The organism is Streptomyces sp. NPDC018610 (assembly GCF_044391765.1).
In the GTDB taxonomy this organism is placed as follows: domain Bacteria; phylum Actinomycetota; class Actinomycetes; order Streptomycetales; family Streptomycetaceae; genus Streptomyces.
This window is the reverse complement of sequence record NZ_JBISAL010000011.1, coordinates 32,784-51,426: the sequence shown is the minus strand read 5'-3', so window position 1 is coordinate 51,426 and position 18,643 is coordinate 32,784. Positions and strand designations below refer to the sequence as shown.

The following is an 18,643-nucleotide window of genomic DNA, read 5'->3' as shown; positions in this document are numbered from 1 at the left end:
GCTTTCGGCGGTTATCCGGTGGGGGTGTGACTCTCGTGGGCCGGCGGCGCGGTGGCGGAGCAGAAGACGCAGCGGTCTCCGATGACGTCGATGCCGCACCAGTGGCACGCGCCCTGGCGCACCGAGGTGACCAGCTGGTAGAGGACCGACAGGTCGGGCAGGTAGGTGCAGAACTCGACGAGTCTTCCCGTGCCCCACCAGGCGGCGGACTCGGCGGGCAGGGGGGCCTCGCGCAGCCCGAGCACCTGCCAGGCGGGGGCGAGGACGGTCTGGGTCCAGTCGGACTGGAGCTGGCCCTTGGCGACGAGCATCCAGGTGCCGAAGTCGGGCCCGGCGAGGGCGGCTTCGGGGCCGATCCGCACGAGCTGCGGCTCGGGGTGGGCGATCACTCCGAAGTGGCTGCCCGGTACCCAGGACCTGGCGTGCGCCTTCAGGCCGACGGGGACGCGGTCGAGGCGGGTGACGGAGTTGAGCACCGCGCCGGCGTGGACGTAGTGGGTGAGCAGCCGGCCGGCCGAGGCGAGCACGCCGGGACTGAGGTCGCAGGAGGCCAGCTGGCGTAACTGGCGGGCCAGGACGGCGATTCCGAGCGGCGGCAGGGCGGGACGGAACAGGGCGATACGGTCGCTCTCCAGCAGGGAGCGGACGGTGTGGAGCCGGCGTTCCACACCGCTGGGGACGGCCTGCGAGCACACGACGATCACATGGCCGTGCTGGTCGAGCAGGGCGCGCATCGCGTCGAGCGTCTGCTCGAGCGGCTGCCGGTCCAGGCCGTCCAGGACCACGGCGGGCACGGTCCGTTCGTCCTGCGCGGGCAGAGCCATGTCGCCACTGGTCACAGCGATCGCAGTTGACACGCGAGCTCCCCGATCGACCCCCGACGGCCCGCCGTCGTTCCCTGCCGGCGCACCGAGTTGACTTCACTGCGTGACTACCTGAGCACTGTATCCGCGCCTTCGGGGCCGGAGAACAGCGATTGTGCAGCTGGGTGACAACTGTGCATGCGCAAGTCGCTTCAAAACGGGACAGGTCACGTGCGCAGGTCGGGCCCGAAAGCGTGGATCCCGGTCAACGCGTTGACCACGCGCCCTCGTTCAGGGGCCTCCGGGCGGCGAGGAGCGGGCGGGCACGCGGGCCGTTTTTGGTCTGGACCTCTTGACAAGGCAATTGGTCTGGACCAACTTGTACGACCAACGGTGGCCACCGTGCAGCACGCTTCTGTTTCCGTGATCGTTCCCCGCACTCCCCTGTTCTTCCCCTTGCTCCTCCCCTCTCTCGTCTCCCCTTCCTCTCCCCCGGAGGCCCCAGTGGACCGCGTACGCACGCCAGGCAGACGGCTTCGGCCGCTGAGCATCTGGTCCGGAGCCGTCACCGCGGCGCTCGCCCTCTCCTGCGCGGGCGCCGGCCAGGCTTCGGCCGCCGACGTCAACAACGCCAAGAACGCCGGCTTCGAATCGGGCCTGAGCAACTGGACGTGCTCGGCCGGCAGCGGCGCGACCGTCTCCTCCCCGGTGCACGGCGGCACCGCCGCGCTGAAGGCCACCCCCGCCGCGCAGGACAACGCCCAGTGCACCCAGACGGTGGCCGTCAAGCCCAACTCGACGTACACGCTGAGCGCCTGGGTGCAGGGCGGCTACGCCTACCTGGGCGCGACCGGCACGGGCACCACGGACGTGTCGACGTGGACCCCGGACACGAACACCTGGAAGCAGCTGCAGACCACCTTCACCACCGGCTCCTCGACCAGCTCGGTCACGGTCTACCTGCACGGCTGGTACGGCCAGGCGGCCTACTACGCCGACGACATCTCGGTCACCGGCCCCGACGGGGGCGGCGGCGGTGACGGCGGCGGCAACCCCGCACCGACGATCCCGGCGGCGCCGGCCGGCCTCGCCGTCTCCTCGACCACCTCGTCCTCGGTGGCCCTGTCCTGGAACACCGTCTCGGGCGCGACGGGCTACAACGTCTACCGCGACGGCACGAAGGTCGCCTCCGCGACGGGCACCTCGGCGACGGTGTCGGGCCTGGCGGCCTCCACCGCGTACTCCTTCCAGGTCACGGCGACCAATGCGGCCGGCGAGTCCGCGAAGTCGGCCGCGGTGACGGTCACGACGGCGGCCACCGGCGGGGGCGGCGGTGGCGGGGGCGGCACCGGCCTGCCGAAGCACGCGGTGACCGGCTACTGGCAGAACTTCAACAACGGCGCCACCGTCCAGAAGATCTCCGACGTGCCGTCCGCCTACGACATCATCGCGGTCTCCTTCGCCGACGCCACCACCACACCCGGCGCCGTCACCTTCAACCTCGACTCGGCCGGCCTGAACGGCTACACCGTCGACCAGTTCAAGGCCGACATCAAGGCCAAGCAGGCCGCCGGCAAGAAGGTCATCGTCTCCATCGGCGGCGAGAAGGGCACCGTCTCGGTCAGCGACTCGACGTCGGCGACGAACTTCGCCAACTCGGTCTACTCCCTGATGCAGACGTACGGCTTCGACGGCGTCGACATCGACCTGGAGAACGGCCTCAACCCGACGTACATGACGCAGGCGCTGCGCGCCCTGTCGGCGAAGGCGGGCCCGAACCTCGTCATCACGATGGCCCCGCAGACCATCGACATGCAGTCGACGTCGGCCGGCTACTTCCAGACCGCGCTGAACATCAAGGACATCCTGACCGTCGTCAACACCCAGTACTACAACAGCGGCGCCATGCTGGGCTGCGACGGCAAGGTGTACTCGCAGGGCACCGTCGACTTCCTGACCGCCCTCGCCTGCATCCAGCTCCAGGGCGGCCTCGCCCCCTCCCAGGTCGGCCTCGGCCTGCCCGCCTCCCCCAGCGGCGCCGGCGGCGGCTACGTCTCCCCGACGGTCGTCAACAACGCCCTCGACTGCCTGACCAAGCTGACCAACTGCGGCGCCTTCAAGCCCGCCAAGGCCTACCCCGACCTGCGCGGCGCGATGACCTGGTCCACCAACTGGGACGCGGCGGCCGGCAACGCCTGGTCCAACTCGGTGGGCGCCCACGTCCACGCACTGCCGTAACCGCACCGCCCGGCCACGGCCGGCGCCCGGACCCCGTGCGGGTCCGGGCGCCGGCCTTTCGAGCGGGCCGGAGGAGAGCGGATACCGCTCCCGCCGGAGTGTCGTCAGCCCAGGTCCAGCCACTTCGGGTCGAGGGCGATCTTCTCCAGTTGCCTCATGGTGAGGGCCGGGGCCTCACGGGTCGCCTGGGTGTTCTGGGCACCCGAGTTGAAAGCGCTGATCACGACGCGGCGGCCGTCGGGGCGGATGGTGTCCACCGTCCACATGACGATGCCCTCGATGTCCTTGTCGCCGGACGACTTGCGCGTGACCACCTTGGTTCCGTCGGGCAGGGTCCTGGTGCCCTCGCCGAAGAGCTGGCCCTCCACGTCCCGCATGTCGGGCTGGTCGTTCAGCTGCACCAGGCTCGCGCCCTTGCCGTCGTCCACGACGACGTACCCGAACTCCGGGTCGGCGTTGCCCTTCCCCACGGTCTTGACGCCCTTGGGCAGCAGGCCGGCGAGGGTCGCCGAGACGGAACCCGTGCCCTTCGGCTCGTTCGGCGCGGGCTGCGGCCGCTGGGCGAGCGGGATCGCGTCGGCTGCGGCGCGCCACTGGCGCGCGGTGGCCAGAGCCTTCAACTGGGTCGCGGACAAGGGGGGTTCGTCCCGGGTCACGGGAGCGTCCTTCTCCGCGGCGGCGTTCCACTCCTGTACGTCGATGTACTGGCCGGACGGGGTGACGAGGTCGGCGCGCCACAGCTTCGTACCGCTGCGGCTGTTCGGGTACTCGTAGCCCTTGAGGATCATCAGGGCGGAGCCGTCGGGCAGCTTCGTGGTGGCACAGCTGTCGTAGGCGATGAACACCTTGTCGGGACACTGCGTGTTCTGAGCCGCCTCCCGGGTGCCGGCCGGGACGCGGTTGATGGAGACGCTGACCGCGCCCTTGCCCTTGCCGTCGTCGTACACGCCCCGCACGTAGGGGTGATCGTCCGTGCCGCGTCCCTCGGCCTGGCTCAACCGGCCGCCGGGCAGCAGCTTCTCGAGGGTGCGGACGAGTTCGCCGGCCGACACCGCCGGCGCCTCGGTCCCGGTGGAGGCGCTGGGGGCGGTGGCGCGGGCCTTCGGGCTGCCGGCGGCGGACTGCTGCCGTCCGCTGCCGCCGTCCGTGCCGCCGGGGAGCATGAGGGCCCCGCCGAGCCCCACGAGCGCGACGGCGGCGGCCCCGCCCAGGACGGCGGCCCGGCGGCGGGCGCGCAGCCGCCGGCCCCGCGCCGCACCGTCGGCGGCCAGGCCGTACGGGCCGGCGCCGAGGGCCTCGCCGCTGTCCCGCAGGGCGTGGGCGAACCGTTCCTCGAAGGAGTCGTGGTCTGCATCGGGCATGACGAACCGCCGTTTCTCGAACGTGGATGGGCAATCGGTGCGCGGAGGGACGGGGCGGGTGCGGACTCCGGTACGGCGCCGGGGTGGCCGCACCGGTGCGGGGCCGGCCGGAGCCGGTCAGGATCTGGCGTACTCGCCGAGTGCGTCGCCGAGCAGCACGCGCAGCCGGGCCAGCGCCCGGACGCACCGCGTCCGTACGGCGGCGGAGCTGGTGTTCATCGCGGCGGCCGTCTCCTCGACGCTGCGGTCCTCCCAGTAGCGCAGGACGACCACCGCCCGGTCCTTGGGGGCGAGTTGGCCGAGGGCCTCGAAGAGCGTCAGCCGCAGCGAGGCGTCACCGCCCGCGTCCGGTCCCGGGACCTCCGGGAGGACGTCGGTGGTGCGCTCCCTGCGGCTGCTGTGGCGGCGCCGGTGGGCGAGGAAGGTGCGGGTCAGCACGGTCTGCACGTACCCGGCCGGGTTGTCCGCGGCGCTGACGCGCCCCCACCGCACGTACACCCGGCCGAGCGTCTCCTGGACGAGGTCCTCGGCGAGGTGGGTGTCCCCGCCGGTGAGCAGGCAGGCCGACCGGTACAGATGCCCGGCACGGGCCGCGGCGAACTCCGCGTACCCCTCGCCGCGCCCGATCCCCAGCCCAAGCACCATGCACGCTCCCCGCGGCTCCCGTGCCCTCCGTGGCACTCTCACCCCATTGATGCGGTGGACCCCGGAGGATGTTTCACAGGTCCCGGAAAGTTTTCTCCGGCGGCCCGAGCCGTGTTCGGCCGCGGGCGGTCACCTCTCCGCGCGCGGCTCCTCGGCGCCCGCCGCGTCGGATGCCGACGCCTCGGCGTTCTTGGCGTTCTTGGCGTCCTTGACGTCCTTGACGCTCTTGTGGCTCTCGGTGTCCTCGACGACCTCGGCATCCGAGTCGGCCGCGTCGGCCGCGTCGGCCGGAGCGTCCTCGGCCTCCCCGCCGGGCTCGCCGTCGTCGCCGTCCTCGAAGTACGCGTCCAGCACCGCGTCCAACCGCGTCTCCCATTCGGCGAACCGGGACCTGGCCGGGGCCTCGATCTCGATGGGGTACCAGCGGCGTTCGGGGGTGTGGACGGTGACCGTGAAGCGCTTGCCGAAGCGCGGCGTCTCCGTCTCCACCGCGCCGATCTCGTCCCAGCGGAACTCGCACTCCTGGTCGTCCAGACTCAGACGCACGCCCCGGTGGTCCGCGACGATCCGGGCGCGCCGGTCGGCGGCCTCGAACACCGGCCCGTCGGGGGCGTCTTCGGGCTCGTCGTCGGTGGCGACGGCCGTGTCGACGGCCGCCGTGGCCGTCGGCTCCGCGGTCCCGGCCTCGGGCGTCTTCGCCGGCTCCTCCTCGGTCCCCTCCGGGCCCGTCGCCGGCTCCGCGTCCGCCGGCGGGGCCGGTGCGGGCGCGGTGAGGCCGGGGATGAAGGCCGGGTCGAACCCGGCCCCCTTCACGGGCTCGTTCTTCAGGGGCCGGCTGCTCTCACCTATGCGCTGCTCCACAGCGGGCAGTATGGTCGACGAACCTGTGCCGGGCACCGTCGCCCCCGACTTCGTTATCAGACTCCTACAACTCGCGCCTCGGGCCCGGGACATGTCCGGCGGATCACGCCGGACGGCCCTCAGACGAACAGGCTCAGCACCGCCGCCACCGCGAACCCCGCCAGCGACAGCACGCTCTCCAGCACCGTCCAGGTCTTCAGCGTGTCGCGTTCGCTGATGCCGAAGTACTTGGCCACCATCCAGAAGCCGCCGTCGTTGACGTGCGAGGCGAAGATCGAGCCGGCCGAGATGGCCATGATGACCAGGGCGACGAAGGCCTGGGAGTGGTGGCCCTCGGACAGCAGCGGGGCGACGATGCCCGCCGTCGTCACGATCGCGACCGTCGCCGACCCCTGGGCGACGCGCAGGACCAGCGAGATCAGGTACGACAGGACGATCACCGGCAGGCCCACGCCGTTGAAGGTGTCCGAGAGGGCCTGCGCGACCCCGCTCGCCTTCAGCACCGCGCCGAAGACCCCGCCCGCGCCGACCACCAGCAGGATGTTGCCGACCGGCTTCAGGGAGGCCGTGGACACCGCCTCCAGGGACTTGCGCGACCAGCCCCGGCGGATGCCGAGCAGGTAGTACGCCAGCAGCAGGGCGATGGTGAGCGCGACGAACGGGTGGCCGAAGAACTCGATCACCGAGCGGCCGGTCGACGGGTCGAGCGCCACCGAGGAGAAGGTGGCGGCGAGGATCAGCACCAGGGGCGTGCCGATGATGGCGAGGACCGTGCCGAGCGCCACCGGCGTCTCCCTCGGCTCCACGCCCGAGGCCCGCTGCTCGGCGAGGACCGCCCGCCGGGCCTCCGCCGCCGCCTCGACCATGTCCTGCGGCACCTCGACGAAGACACGCCTGCCGATCCAGGCGGCGTACGCCCAGGCGGCCAGTACGGCGGGAATCCCGCAGACGACGCCCATGAGGATGATCCAGCCGAGCTGGACGTGCAGGAGGCCGGCGGCGGCCACCGGGCCGGGGTGCGGGGGCAGGAAGGCGTGGGTCATGGACAGGCCGGCCAGCAGCGGCAGGCAGTACAGGACGATGGACTTGCCGCCCCGCTTGGCGGCGGCGTAGACGAGGGGCGCGAGGACGAAGATGCCCACGTCGAAGAAGACCGGGATGCCGAAGATCAGGCCGGTCAGGCCCATGGCGAGGGGGGCGCGCCGTTCCCCGAACAGTGCCAGCAGCCGGGAGGCCAGTACCTCCGCGCCGCCGCTGACCTCCAGGATGGCGCCGAGCATCGTGCCGAGGCCGATGATGATGGCGACATGGCCGAGGATGCCGCCCATGCCGGACTCGATGGTGGAGACGGCGTCCGAGCGCTGGACCGTGCCGAAGAGTTCGGTGACGGACAGGCCGGCCAGCAGGCCGACGGCTATGGAGACGGCGAGCAGCGCCACGAACGGCTGGAGCCGCGCCTTGATGATCAGGAAGAGCAGGAGCGCTATGCCGATCCCGGCCACCAGCAGCAGGCCGGGGGTGCCGTCGACGAGGAGGAGCAGGCCGCCGGTGTGCGGGGGCGCGGCGGGGGCGGCGGCAGCGAGCGAAGGGGGCATGCGGGGGTCCTCTGCGGAAGGGGCGTAAGGGGCTTACGTGCATGGGGCTTTCGGGCAGGGCGCATCGCGGCACGGCGCCCTGGGGGTGGGCGCCGTGCCGTGCGACGGTGCGGGAGAGGGAGGCGGGAGCGCCTCGGCTCAGGAGAGGATCACGGGGCGCGTGCCCCGTGCGGCGTCAGCCGAGTACGGCGAGCGCGTCGATCTCGACGAGGAGCCCGGCGGGCAGGCCGACGTAGACCGTGGTGCGCGCGGCGGGCGGCTGGGTGAGGCCCTGCTCCTCGAAGTACTGGTTGTAGATCGCGTTCATCTCCGCGAAGTGGTCCACGTCGGTGAGGTAGACGCGGATCATCATCACGTCGTCCCAGCTCGCGCCGCCCTCCTCGAGGATCGCCTTGACGTTGGCGAGGGTCTGGAGGGTCTGCTCGCGCAGGCCGGGGCCGACGGGCGTGGGGGGCTTGCCCTCCTCGGCGGGCAGGAAGCCGACCTGGCCGGCGACCTGGAGGATGTTGCCCTTCCTGACCCCGTGGGAGAACTTCGCGGGCGGGACGGTGTGGGTCTTGGGGGTGAGGGCGGTCTTCTCGGTCATGCGGGGTCCCTGTCTGGGGTCGGTACGGGGGTTCTGCCGGAGTACTCGCCGCTGATGGCGTCCGCGGTACGGCGCACCAGCGGGAGCAGGGTGAGGAGTTCGTCGGCGGTGACGACGACGTTCGGCGCGGAGACCGACATCGCGGCCACCACCCGGCCGTCGGCGCCGCGGATGGGAGCGGCGACGCAGTTGATGGACTCCTCGTGGCCGCCGAGGTCGGTGGCCCAGCCCTGTTCGCGCACGGTCGCCAGCTCCGTGAGGAAGGCGGCGGGGCCGGGCGTCGAACGGGCCGTGTACAGGGGGTAGTCGAGCTTCTCGGCGACCGCGCGCCGCTCGGGCTCGGTCAGGTCGGCCAGGAGCAGCTTGGCGACGGCGGCGACGGTGATGGCGACCGGGCGGCCGATCCGGGAGTACATGCGCACCGGGTAGCGGCTGTCGACCTTGTCGATGTAGAGCACCTCGCCCTCCTCGTACACGGCGAGGTGCACGGTGTGGCCGCAGGCCTCGTTGAGGCGGACGAGGTGGGGGTGGGCGATCTCGCGGACGTCGAGGTTCTCCATCGCCTCCTGGGCGAGGGCGAAGAGGCGGGCGCCGAGGCGGTAGCGCTGGTCGGACTGGCGGTAGACCAGGCCGTGTTCGTGGAGGGTGCGCAGCAGGCGCAGCGCGGTGGACTTGTGCACGCCGAGGCGGTCGGCGACCCTCCCGAGGTCGGCGGGTCCCTCGGCGAGCAGCGGCAGGATGCTCAGGGCGCGGTCGACGGTCTGGCTCATGGGGTGCGTACCTCCTCCTCGGCCCGCCGGGCGGTGCGCGTCCAGCCGGGGCCGAGTCGCAGTCTCCCCCACGCGGCCTCGTCGAGGGCGGCCAGCCGGTCGGCGTGGTCGCGGGCGGGCGGCGGGGCGAGGTCGCCGGGGACGGTGAGCGCGGCGGCGGCCGCGAGGTGGCCGTGGCGCAGCCGGTCGCGTACGGGCAGGCCGCGCAGGGTGGCGGAGAGGAACCCGGCGGCGAAGGCGTCGCCGGCGCCGACGTGGGCGACGACGTCGACGCGCGGGGCGGTGACGTGCGTGGCGACGCCGTCGGCGTCCTCGGCCACGTCGGCGTCCCGCTCGAACGCGACCGCCCCGCCCGCCCCCTGCTTGAAGACGACGATCCCCGGCTCGGGCAGCGCCTCGCGCACGGCCCGGCCGCCGCGCAGGTCCCAGGCGGCGCGGGCCTCGTCGTCGCCGACGAAGACGATGTCGGCGCGGCGGGCCAGCTCCAGCAGCACGCGCGGGCCGTCGGCGTCCCGCCACAGGGCGGGCCGGAAGTTGACGTCGAAGGAGATGAGCGGACGGCCGGGTCCGGGGGCGGTCAGCTCGCGCAGCAGTTCCAGACAGTCGGCGGAGAGCGCCGCCGTGATGCCGGACAGGTGCAGCACGCGGCAGGCGCGCAGCGCGGTCGGGTCGACGTTGCCGGCGGACATCGCGGAGGCCGCCGAGCCGGCCCGGTAGTACGCCACCTCGTGGGCGTCGGTGGCACGGTCGCCGGCGGTGCGGAAGTAGACGCCGGTCGGGCGGTCCGGGTCGCGTCGTACGGCGGTGACGTCGACGCCCCAGGAGCCGATCGTCTCCACCAGGTGGTCGCCGAAGCCGTCGGCGCCGACCCGGCTCACCCAGCGCACGGAGTGTCCGGCCGCGGCGAGCACGCAGGCCACGTTGGACTCGGCGCCGCCGATGCCGCGTTCGAAGGAGGGCACGTCGGCGAGGCGGCCGGGGTGCGCGGGCCGGAAGGCGACCATGGACTCGCCGAGTGCCACGACGTCCACGGCGTCGGTGCCGTTGCGGGGTCCGGTGGCGGTCACGATGCTCGTAGCTCCTCGGTGCCGGGGTGCGGGGACGTCCGTTGACCTCGCGTGGCCGAGATGTTAGACAGCTCTGAGCGACATGCGCAATGAGCGTTGCACCACTCGCAACGCACCTGATCAGGGAGGTTCCGTGAGCACCGAGGCACTCGCCGGCCTGGACGAGGAACGCGTCGACCACCGTTTCAAGGGCCTCCCGCCGGGCGCGGACGGACTGACCGTGGGCGAGCTGGCGGCCCAGCGCCGCAACCTCTTCACCGGCGGCTTCACCACCCCCGTGCTCGCGCTGTCCGCCGAGCGCCTGGAGCACAACCTGAAGCTCATGGAGACGTACGCGGCCCGCCACGGCCTCGCCTTCGCGCCGCACGGCAAGACCTCCATGGCGCCGCGGCTCTTCCAGCGGCAGATCGAGCACGGGGCGTGGGGCATCACCCTCGCCGTGCCGCACCAGGTGCGCGTGGCGCGCCGGTTCGGCGTGGAGCGCGTCTTCCTGGCCAACGAGGTGGTGGACCCGGCCGCCCTGCGCTGGTTCGCCGCCGAGCTCGACGCCGACCCGGCCTTCCGCCTGGTCTGCTACGTCGACTCGGTGCGCGGGGTGGAGCTGATGGACGCGGCGCTGCGCGGCGCCGGGCGCCCGCTGGACGTCGTGGTCGAGCTGGCGGCCGGTGCGGGCGCCCGGACCGGTGTGCGCACGGAGGCCGAGTGCGCGGCGGTCGCGGACGCGGTGGCCGCCGCGCCGGCACTGCGGCTGGTCGGCGTCGCCGGGTACGAGGGCGAGGTCCCCGACGCCGACCCGGAGCGGGTGCGGGCCTATCTGCGGCGGCTGGTGTCCCTGGCGGCCGGCTTCGACGAGGCCGGGCGGTTCCGGGGGACGGAGGAGATCGTGGTGAGCGCGGGCGGCAGCGCCTGGTTCGACGCGGTCGCCGACGTGTTCGCCGACATCCCCGCACTCTCGCGGCCGGTCCTGAAGCTGCTGCGCTCGGGCGCGTACGTCTCGCACGACGACGGCCGCTACCGGAGGGTCACCCCGTTCAACCGCGTCCCCGAGGAGGGCGCCCTGGAGCCCGCCTTCCGCCTGTGGACGCAGGTCGTCTCCCGGCCCTCGGCCGAGCAGGCGTTCACCAACGCGGGCAAGCGGGACGCGGCGTACGACCTGGACCTGCCCGTCGCGCAGGCGGTGCGCCGGGACGGCGTGGAGCGGCCGGCCACCGGTGTCACGGTCACCGGCCTGTCCGACCAGCACGCCTGGCTGAGCACCGAGCCGGGGGTCGACCTGCAGGTCGGCGACTGGGTCGGCATGGGACTGTCCCACCCGTGCACGTCCTTCGACAAGTGGCCGCTGATCCCGGTGGCCGAGGCCGACGGCACGGTCGTCGACTACATCCGCACGTTCTTCTAGAAGTACATCCGCGCCCTGGAGAACACATCCGCCCTTGGAAGCGCATCCGCACGCTCTTCCGGGAGCGGGCGCGGCCCCGGGCGCTCGCGTTTGCGGGAGCGGGCGCGGCCCCGGGCGCTCGCGTTTCCGGGAGCGGGCGCGGCCCCGGGCGCTCGCGTTTCCGGGAGCGGGCGCGGCCCCGGGCGCTCGCGCCGCTTCCGGAAGCCGGCGCGCACGGAGGCGGGCGCCCACGGGAGCCGGCCGCGCACGCCGCGCCGTCCCCACGAGCCGGCCCCTAGGGCCGACGGAAGGAGTCACCCATGGATCCGGTCGAGCTCGCCGACTTCGCCGATCTCGTCATCCGGGACGCGGACGTCGTCGACGGCACCGGCGCGCCCTCCTACCGCGCGGACGTGGCGGTCAGGGGCGGCAGGATCGTCTCGATCGTCAAGGAGGCCGCGGCGGCCGGCTGCCAGCGCCCCAGGGCGCGGCGTGAGCTGGACGCGGAGGGCCTGGTCCTCGCCCCCGGCTTCATCGACATGCACGCCCACAGCGACCTGGCGCTGCTGCGCGACCCCGACCACAGCGCGAAGGCCGCCCAGGGCGTCACGCTGGAGGTGATCGGCCAGGACGGGCTGTCGTACGCGCCGGTCGACGACCGCACGCTCGACGAGGTCCGCCGGGCGATCACCGGCTGGAACGGGTACGGCGACGACGTCGACTTCACCTGGCGTTCGGTGGGCGAGTACCTGGACCGGCTCGACCACGGCTTCGACGGCGAGGGCATCGCCGTCAACGCGGCCTACCTGATCCCGCAGGGCACCGTCCGCGCGCTCGCCGTGGGCTGGGGCGACCGCCCGGCCACGCCCGAAGAGCTGGCCCGGATGCGCGAGTTGATCGCCGAGGGCATGGAGCAGGGCGCGGTCGGCATGTCCTCCGGGCTGACCTACACGCCCGGCATGTACGCCGGGGACGCCGAACTCACCGAGCTGTGCCGGGTGGTGGCCCGCTACGGCGGCTACTACTGCCCCCACCACCGCAGTTACGGCGCGGGCGCGCTGGAGGCGTACGCCGAGATGGTGGCGCTGACCGGGGAGGCGGGCTGCCCGCTGCACCTCGCGCACGCCACCATGAACTTCGGCCCGAACGAGGGCCGGGCGCCCGAGCTGCTGGCGCTGCTGGACGACGCGCTGGCCGCCGGCGCCGACATCACCCTCGACACCTATCCCTACACCCCCGGCTGCACCACCCTGGTGGCCCTGCTGCCGAGTTGGGCGAGCGAGGGCGGCCCCGAGCGGATCCTGGGCCGGCTCGCCGACGAGGCCGACGCCGAGCGGATCCGCCACCACCTGGAGGCGACCGGCTCGGACGGCTGCCACGGGGTGCCGGTGGAGTGGGGGACGATCGAGGTCTCCGGCGTCACCGAGCCCTCGCTCACCGAGTACGTCGGCCGGACGGTCGCCGAGTCGGCGGCCCGGCGCGGCGAGAGCCCGTGGACCGTCGCCCGCCGTCTGCTGACCGGGGACCGGCTGGGCACGACGATCCTCCAGCACGTCGGCCACGAGGAGAACGTACGGGCGATCATGCGCCACCGCGTCCACACCGGCGGCTCCGACGGCATCCTGCGGGGCACGAAGCCGCACCCGCGCGCCTACGGCACCTTCCCTCGCTACCTCGGCCACTACGTGCGGGAGTTGGGGGTGCTGTCGCTGGAGGAGTGCGTCGCGCACCTGACCGGGCGGCCGGCGGCCCGGCTGCGGCTGCCCGACCGGGGCGTGGTGCGCGAGGGGTATCGGGCCGACCTGGTCCTGTTCGACCCGGCGACCGTCGCGGCCGGCGCCACCTTCGAGCGGCCGCGCACGCCGCCGACGGGGATCCCCCACGTGCTGATCGACGGCCGGTTCGTGATCGAGGACGGCCGGCGCACCGACGTGCTGGCGGGGCGGGCGGTCCGCCGTACTCCGGTGTGACCGCCCGCCGTACCGCTCGGAACGTGTGCCTGCGCCCGGGCCTTACGGCTTGGGCAGGACGCAGCCGCTCGCGTTCAGGGCGAGCTTGTTGCCGGTGGTGAAGCAGGCGGGTATCTGGTACGTCTCCTCGGCGTAGTTGATGCCCTCGCGAACGGTGACGTTGCCGTTCGCGTCGACCTCGCACGGGTTGTTCTCCGTGCAGCGCTGGCCGTCCTCGTTGCCGGTGTTGTTGACGGCGACGACCTTGCCGGTGGCGTTGTCGACGACGGGCGAGCCGGAGGTGCCGCCGATGGTGTTGCAGGCGGAGGTGTAGCGGACGGAGTCCTTCCAGGTCCAGCCGCCCTCCTTCAGGCGGTAGACGAACCCGTCGATGTTGCAGCTGTAGATCCGCTTCCAGTACCCGGACACCACCTTGATGGCGGTGCCGGCCACCGGGTGGGTGTCGCTCACGGTCAGCGCGTTGATCCCGTACGCGCTCTTGATCTGCGCGTAGGTGCTGGTCAGGCGGTAGATCGTGACGTCCGTGTCGGTCATGGTCGAGTAGACGACCTGGTTGGCGCGGAGCGTGGCGACCTTGGTCCCGGCGGAGTTCAGCAGGCCGAAGGTACGGCTGGAGGACTGGCCGGTGATGACCTCGCCCGGCTCCGGGAATCCGGTCTCCAGGCAGTGACCGTTGGAGAGCACGAGCGCCGGGTCGCTGTCCGCGGAGGCGGGGAAGCGGATGACCGAACCGGAGCAGTTGCTGAGCGAGACGGTGCCGGCGAAGTCGACGGCCTTGAGCGCGGGGGCCGTCTTCTTCGCGGGAGCGGGCGCCGCACCGCCGGTCTGCGCGGCGGCGGCCGCGGGTGCCATGCCCGCCCCGGTGATCACCAGGGTGGCGAGCGTGGCAAGGAGAGGCTTGTTCATGTGGGGTCCCCTCTTGAGACGCAGACGACCGGAGATCTTCCGGCCGCCTGTTTTGTCATGCGCATTGTGATGGCGGGCGGGGGGCGCCCACAAGAACGCGGAGAGGACTGCCGAGACGGCCGGAACGGCCGAGGGGCGACCGCCGTGACCGCCGTGACCGCCGCAGCACTCCGGCCACCGGCCGCACGGCCCCGCTCGGTCCGCCGCCGGCCGCTCGGCCCGGCCGCCGACCGCGCGGCCACCCGGTCACTCGACCGCGCGGCCACCCGGTCACTCGGCCGCGCGGCCCGGCCGGTCTGCGACCGGCTCTTGTCCCGTCCAGGTGGTCATCCGCCGTGCCAGTGGCCGCCCCCGCCGTGCCGGCCGCCGTGGCCCCAGCTGTCGGGGGGCGAGGTGTCCGCGGTCGGCGAAGGGGTGGGGTTCCACGCGGGCGGGGCGGAGGCGGTGGGCCTGTCCGAGGGCGCGGCGCTCGCGGCGTGCGTGGCCGGGGCGCTGCGCGAGGCGGTGACGCTCGGGCCGGCCGTGGCGGTGGCGGACGCACGGGCGGCGGGCGGTGCGCTCGCGGCCGGCGGGGGCGCCACCGCCTGGCGCGAGGGCGCCGAGGTCACTGTGGGGGCGGTGGGAGCGCCGGGCGTCGGGGCGGTGTCCGGACCGGCCGTGTCCGCCGCTCCGGCCGTCGGCTCCGTACGGGCCCCTTCGCCCCGCGATCCGTCGGCCGACGAGTCCAGTGCCGTCAGGCCGGCGATCACGGCGGCGAGGGAGACGACCCCCGCGGCCCCGGCGGCGGCCACCGTGCGCCGCGAACGACGGGCGGCCCGCCGCTTCCCGGCCCGGCGCGCACCCCGGCCGCCGCCGTCCCCGGCTCCCAGGCCCTCCTCCCCGGCGTGCTCCCCCGCGGCCCGCGCCGCGAGGACGTCCGCCGTCAACGGGGGCATCTCGCGCGTCTCGTCGTACGCGTTCTGCCACCCGTGGGCGGCGGCCGGATCGGCGTACTGCTCGTAGGCCGGGGCCGCAGGGGCCTGCGGGTGGTACACGTTCGGCGGCAGCCCCTGAGGCGCCTGGGGCCCATCACCCGCCCGGGGGACGGCGGGGATGTCGGAAGACATGGACATGGCCGGAAATCATAGGTATCGGAGTGGCCGCGGGGACAGGCGCGGGCGTCAACACGACACCCCGGGGGTGTCTCACGTGGCGGAGAACACGAGCCATCGGCCGGGGTCCGGTCGTAAGCTCCCAGACATGCAGGTGATCCAGTCGACCAAGCTCGCCAACGTCTGTTACGAGATCCGGGGCCCGGTGCTCGAGGAGGCGATGCGGCTGGAGGCGGCCGGTCACCGCATCCTGAAGCTGAACACCGGCAACCCGGCGGCGTTCGGCTTCGAGTGCCCGCCGGAGATCCTGGAGGACATCCTCCGCAACGTCTCCACGGCGCACGGCTACGGCGACGCCAAGGGCCTGCTGGCGGCGCGGCGCGCCGTCGTCATGCACAACCAGACCCTCGGCATCGAGACCGACGTCGAGCACGTCTTCATCGGCAACGGCGTCTCCGAGCTGATCGTGATGGCGATGCAGGGCCTGCTGGACGACGGCGACGAGGTGCTGGTGCCCGCGCCGGACTACCCGCTGTGGACCGCCGCCGTCTCCCTGTCCGGCGGCACCGCCGTGCACTACCGCTGCGACGAGCAGTCCGACTGGATGCCCGACCTCGCCGACGTGGAGCGCAAGGTCACCGACCGCACCAAGGCGATCGTCATCATCAACCCCAACAACCCCACGGGCGCGGTCTACGATCCGGCCGTGCTCAAGGGGCTGACCGACATCGCCCGCCGGCACAACCTGCTGGTCTGCTCCGACGAGATCTACGACAAGATCCTCTACGACGGCGCCACGCACACCCCGACGGCCTCCGTCGCCCCCGACCTGCTGACCCTCACCTTCAACGGCATGTCCAAGGCGTACCGGGTGGCCGGCTACCGGGTCGGCTGGATGTCGATCTCCGGTCCGCGCGCCCACGCCGACTCCTACATCGAGGGCCTGACCATCCTGGCGAACATGCGCCTGTGCGCGAACATGCCGGGGCAGCACGGCGTGGTCGCGGCGCTCAGCGGCCGGCAGACCATCAAAGACCTGGTCCTGCCCGGCGGCCGGCTCAAGGAGCAGATGGAGGTCGCCCACGAACTGCTCACGCAGATCCCGGGCGTGACGTGCGTACGGCCCAAGGGGGCGCTGTACCTGTTCCCGCGGCTGGACCCCAAGGTCTTCAAGATCAAGGACGACCGGCGGATGGTCCTGGACCTGCTGCGCCGCGAGAAGATCATGGTCGTCCAGGGCACCGGCTTCAACTGGCCCGAGCCCGACCACTTCCGGGTCGTGACCCTGCCCTCGGTCGGCGACCTGCGCGACGCGGTGGGCCGCATCGGCCACTTCCTCGAGGGCTACGGCCAGCCCTGACCGCCCGCCGGGGGTGCGACCGCCCCAGACGGCCCGCCTCTGACGCGGCCCGCCCCGGCCGTCCGCCCCCGGCGCGACGGGAGAGGCCGCCGAGCGTCCGGCCCCGCGCTCACCCTCGGTGTGTCCACGGTCCCGTTCCGCGAACGGACTCAACTTTAGACGAGTTCTAAGCTAGGATGTCTTCTGTCAGAGCACAGGAGGCCATCCCATGTACGAACCGATCCGCGCCAAGTCGGTCCACACGATGGCCGGCACCCCCTCCGACTTCCCCCACCGCTCCCGCGAGGAGGAGTTGGACATCCAGCTCGCCGGCCATCTCGCGGCGCTGCTCGCCGTCACCGACGAACTGCGCGCCCTCGCCCCGCCCTCGGCCGACCTGGACGCGGCGGCCGAACGGCTCGCCGGGCAGGTGACCCGGCTGCGCGGCGGCCACGCCCCGCTCCGCGCCCCGGCGGCGGCCGGCCGCGCGCCCGGCCAGGAGCCGGCTCTGCACCAGCGGGCGCACGCCCTCGCCGGGCGGGCGCTCGTCGTCGCCGCGTCCCGGGCCGACACCAAGGCGGCCATCCTGGCGGCCGAGCGGATGGACGCGCACGCCGCCGCCCAGGAGAAGCCGCGGAAGCTGAGCGGCGCCGCCCACTAGACCCTCACCTCCGCCCCCGCCCCGCCCGCGCGACCCGCCCGGCGCGCGGCGCACCGCCCGGCCCGTGACCGGACGGAGTTCCGGGGGCTCCCCTACGGCCCCGGTCCGCGCGCACCCGCAGCGACGCGCGGACCGGGTGCCCTACACTGCGCGGGCCGTGTCCCCCGGGCGAGAGACGAAGACGTGACCGTTCCCACCGCCACCGTCCGGCCCGCCGTACGGGCCGACCTCGCGGACATCGCCGTCATCTACGGGCACTACGCCCTGCACAGCGACGCCACCTTCGACGAGGCGCCGCGCCCCCTCGCCGACTGGGAGCTGAAGTTCGAGGACGTCGCCGACCGGGAGCTGCCGTTCCTCGTCGCCGAGGAGGCGGGGCGCGTCGTGGGCTTCGCGTACGCCGGGCCCTGGCGGCCGAAGCCCGCGTACCGCAACACCGTCGAGGACACCGTCTACCTCGCCCCGGACGCCACCGGCCGCGGGCTCGGGGCCGCCCTGCTGGCCGAGGTGCTGGCGGGATGCGCCCGGGCCGGGGTACGGCAGGTGATCGCCGTGATCACCGCCCCCGGCAGCGAGGCGTCGGACGCACTCCACCGCCGGCTCGGCTTCACCGAGGCGGGACGGCTGACCGCCGTCGGTCACAAGCACGGCCGCTGGCTCGACACGGTGCTGCTCCAGCGAGCACTGTGACGGGTTCGCGTCAGCCGAAGATCACCACGAAGACCACGAACAGCACGAGGATGGCCAGGACCACGCCCCAGACCGGCCAGTTGCCGCGCCCTTGCGGGTCCTCGGGGCCGCCGCCCCGCGGCCGGTCCTCGGCCAGGCCCGGATCGTCCGGACGGTCGTGCTTGTAGAAGTCACCGTCTCCAGCCATGCCCTCATCACGCTCCTTCACCGGGAGGACTCCCGAGTACCCGGAGCGGGACCGGCCATACGGCGGGGTCGGCCGAGCGGGTGAGGCGCGCCCGCGGCGGACGGGGGCACACGCCGCACCAGCCGGGGGGCGAGCACGCGAACCGGTGACGCGGCCGGATCCGCCTGTCTCGGCGGCACGACCGTGTACGCCACCGAGGCACGACCGGCCGCGCACGCGCACCGGCGGTACGGCCGGGCACGCCTGCCGACGGCACAACCGGCCGGGCACGCGCACCGGCAGCGCGGCCGGGCCCGTCTGCAGCCGGCACAACCGGCCGTGTGCGTGTACGCCCGTCGGCGACACAGCCGCACCGCCGCGCCGTCGGCGACACAGCCGGGGGGGGGGGGGGGGCCCCCCGGGGGGGGCCCCCCCCCCCCCGGGGGGGGGGGGGGGGGGGGGGCCGGCCCCGGGGGGGGGGGGGGGGGGGGGGCGCGCGCGCGGGCCGACGCCGCG

At 73.6% G+C, this 18,643-nt stretch carries 17 protein-coding genes; 6 read left to right on the top strand and 11 right to left on the bottom strand.

The features are described from left to right. Nucleotides 1-11 precede the first annotated feature (11 nt). A complete protein-coding gene (locus ACH5A8_RS26665) occupies nucleotides 12-824 on the bottom strand; it encodes a hypothetical protein (RefSeq protein ID WP_399006566.1) in 813 nt (270 codons plus the stop codon). A 483-nt stretch (nucleotides 825-1,307) separates the two neighbouring features. Here ACH5A8_RS26665 and ACH5A8_RS26660 point away from each other — a divergent pair, with 483 nt between their 5' ends. Beyond that, nucleotides 1,308-3,041 carry a chitinase gene (locus ACH5A8_RS26660; RefSeq protein ID WP_399006039.1) on the top strand — a complete coding sequence of 578 codons (1,734 nt, stop codon included), beginning with the start codon at nucleotides 1,308-1,310 and terminating at the stop codon, nucleotides 3,039-3,041. 104 nt (nucleotides 3,042-3,145) lie between these two features. Here ACH5A8_RS26660 and ACH5A8_RS26655 read toward each other — a convergent pair whose 3' ends face one another. The 7 genes from ACH5A8_RS26655 to ACH5A8_RS26625 all read right to left on the bottom strand — a co-directional run bounded on the left by ACH5A8_RS26655 (nucleotide 3,146) and on the right by ACH5A8_RS26625 (nucleotide 9,926). Further along, entirely contained in the window at nucleotides 3,146-4,402 is a 1,257-nt protein-coding gene (locus ACH5A8_RS26655) for a hypothetical protein (protein ID WP_399006038.1), read from the bottom strand. A 117-nt stretch (nucleotides 4,403-4,519) separates the two neighbouring features. After that, the gene (locus ACH5A8_RS26650) at nucleotides 4,520-5,047 is read right to left on the bottom strand and encodes a SigE family RNA polymerase sigma factor (protein ID WP_399006037.1); all 528 of its coding nucleotides are present in this window, start codon (nucleotides 5,045-5,047) and stop codon (nucleotides 4,520-4,522) included. 129 nt (nucleotides 5,048-5,176) lie between these two features. Next, complete coding sequence (locus ACH5A8_RS26645; protein ID WP_399006035.1) at nucleotides 5,177-5,908, bottom strand: hypothetical protein; 732 nt, start codon at nucleotides 5,906-5,908, stop codon at nucleotides 5,177-5,179. 119 nt (nucleotides 5,909-6,027) lie between these two features. Next, on the bottom strand, nucleotides 6,028-7,503 hold the full coding sequence (locus ACH5A8_RS26640) for a GntP family permease (RefSeq protein WP_399006033.1): 1,476 nt from the start codon (nucleotides 7,501-7,503) through the stop codon (nucleotides 6,028-6,030). A gap of 175 nt (nucleotides 7,504-7,678) precedes the next feature. Further along, a complete protein-coding gene (locus tag ACH5A8_RS26635; RefSeq protein WP_399006031.1) occupies nucleotides 7,679-8,089 on the bottom strand; it encodes a RidA family protein in 411 nt (136 codons plus the stop codon). After that, on the bottom strand, nucleotides 8,086-8,859 hold the full coding sequence (locus ACH5A8_RS26630) for an IclR family transcriptional regulator (RefSeq protein ID WP_399006029.1): 774 nt from the start codon (nucleotides 8,857-8,859) through the stop codon (nucleotides 8,086-8,088). The genes ACH5A8_RS26635 and ACH5A8_RS26630 overlap by 4 nt, the downstream gene beginning before the upstream one ends. Then, entirely contained in the window at nucleotides 8,856-9,926 is a 1,071-nt protein-coding gene (locus tag ACH5A8_RS26625; RefSeq protein WP_399006027.1) for a sugar kinase, read from the bottom strand. The genes ACH5A8_RS26630 and ACH5A8_RS26625 overlap by 4 nt, the downstream gene beginning before the upstream one ends. Nucleotides 9,927-10,008: 82 nt before the next feature. Between ACH5A8_RS26625 and ACH5A8_RS26620 the strand changes: the two genes are divergently transcribed. Together ACH5A8_RS26620 and ACH5A8_RS26615 are read left to right on the top strand one after the other, a co-directional pair. Continuing rightward, nucleotides 10,009-11,325, top strand: coding sequence for an amino acid deaminase (locus tag ACH5A8_RS26620; RefSeq protein ID WP_399006025.1), 1,317 nt, complete (start codon nucleotides 10,009-10,011; stop codon nucleotides 11,323-11,325). A 299-nt stretch (nucleotides 11,326-11,624) separates the two neighbouring features. Continuing rightward, nucleotides 11,625-13,274 carry an amidohydrolase family protein gene (locus tag ACH5A8_RS26615; protein WP_399006023.1) on the top strand — a complete coding sequence of 550 codons (1,650 nt, stop codon included), beginning with the start codon at nucleotides 11,625-11,627 and terminating at the stop codon, nucleotides 13,272-13,274. Between the two features lie 42 nt (nucleotides 13,275-13,316). Here the strand turns inward: ACH5A8_RS26615 and ACH5A8_RS26610 are convergent, their stop codons facing one another. Beyond that, a complete protein-coding gene (locus ACH5A8_RS26610; protein WP_399006022.1) occupies nucleotides 13,317-14,180 on the bottom strand; it encodes a serine protease in 864 nt (287 codons plus the stop codon). Between the two features lie 326 nt (nucleotides 14,181-14,506). Continuing rightward, nucleotides 14,507-15,292 (bottom strand): hypothetical protein, encoded by a 786-nt coding sequence (locus tag ACH5A8_RS26605; RefSeq protein ID WP_399006021.1) that lies wholly within the window; start codon nucleotides 15,290-15,292, stop codon nucleotides 14,507-14,509. 127 nt (nucleotides 15,293-15,419) lie between these two features. On the opposite strand from ACH5A8_RS26605, the gene ACH5A8_RS26600 reads away from it, so the two are divergent. The 3 genes from ACH5A8_RS26600 (at nucleotide 15,420) to ACH5A8_RS26590 (ending at nucleotide 17,961) form a co-directional block, all read left to right on the top strand. Beyond that, the gene (locus tag ACH5A8_RS26600) at nucleotides 15,420-16,631 is read left to right on the top strand and encodes a pyridoxal phosphate-dependent aminotransferase (protein ID WP_399006020.1); all 1,212 of its coding nucleotides are present in this window, start codon (nucleotides 15,420-15,422) and stop codon (nucleotides 16,629-16,631) included. 208 nt (nucleotides 16,632-16,839) lie between these two features. Next, nucleotides 16,840-17,271, top strand: coding sequence for a hypothetical protein (locus tag ACH5A8_RS26595; RefSeq protein WP_399006018.1), 432 nt, complete (start codon nucleotides 16,840-16,842; stop codon nucleotides 17,269-17,271). Between the two features lie 183 nt (nucleotides 17,272-17,454). Next, nucleotides 17,455-17,961 carry a GNAT family N-acetyltransferase gene (locus tag ACH5A8_RS26590; RefSeq protein WP_399006016.1) on the top strand — a complete coding sequence of 169 codons (507 nt, stop codon included), beginning with the start codon at nucleotides 17,455-17,457 and terminating at the stop codon, nucleotides 17,959-17,961. 10 nt (nucleotides 17,962-17,971) lie between these two features. Here ACH5A8_RS26590 and ACH5A8_RS26585 read toward each other — a convergent pair whose 3' ends face one another. Continuing rightward, a complete protein-coding gene (locus ACH5A8_RS26585; protein ID WP_399006014.1) occupies nucleotides 17,972-18,148 on the bottom strand; it encodes a hypothetical protein in 177 nt (58 codons plus the stop codon). Nucleotides 18,149-18,643: the final 495 nt, after the last annotated feature.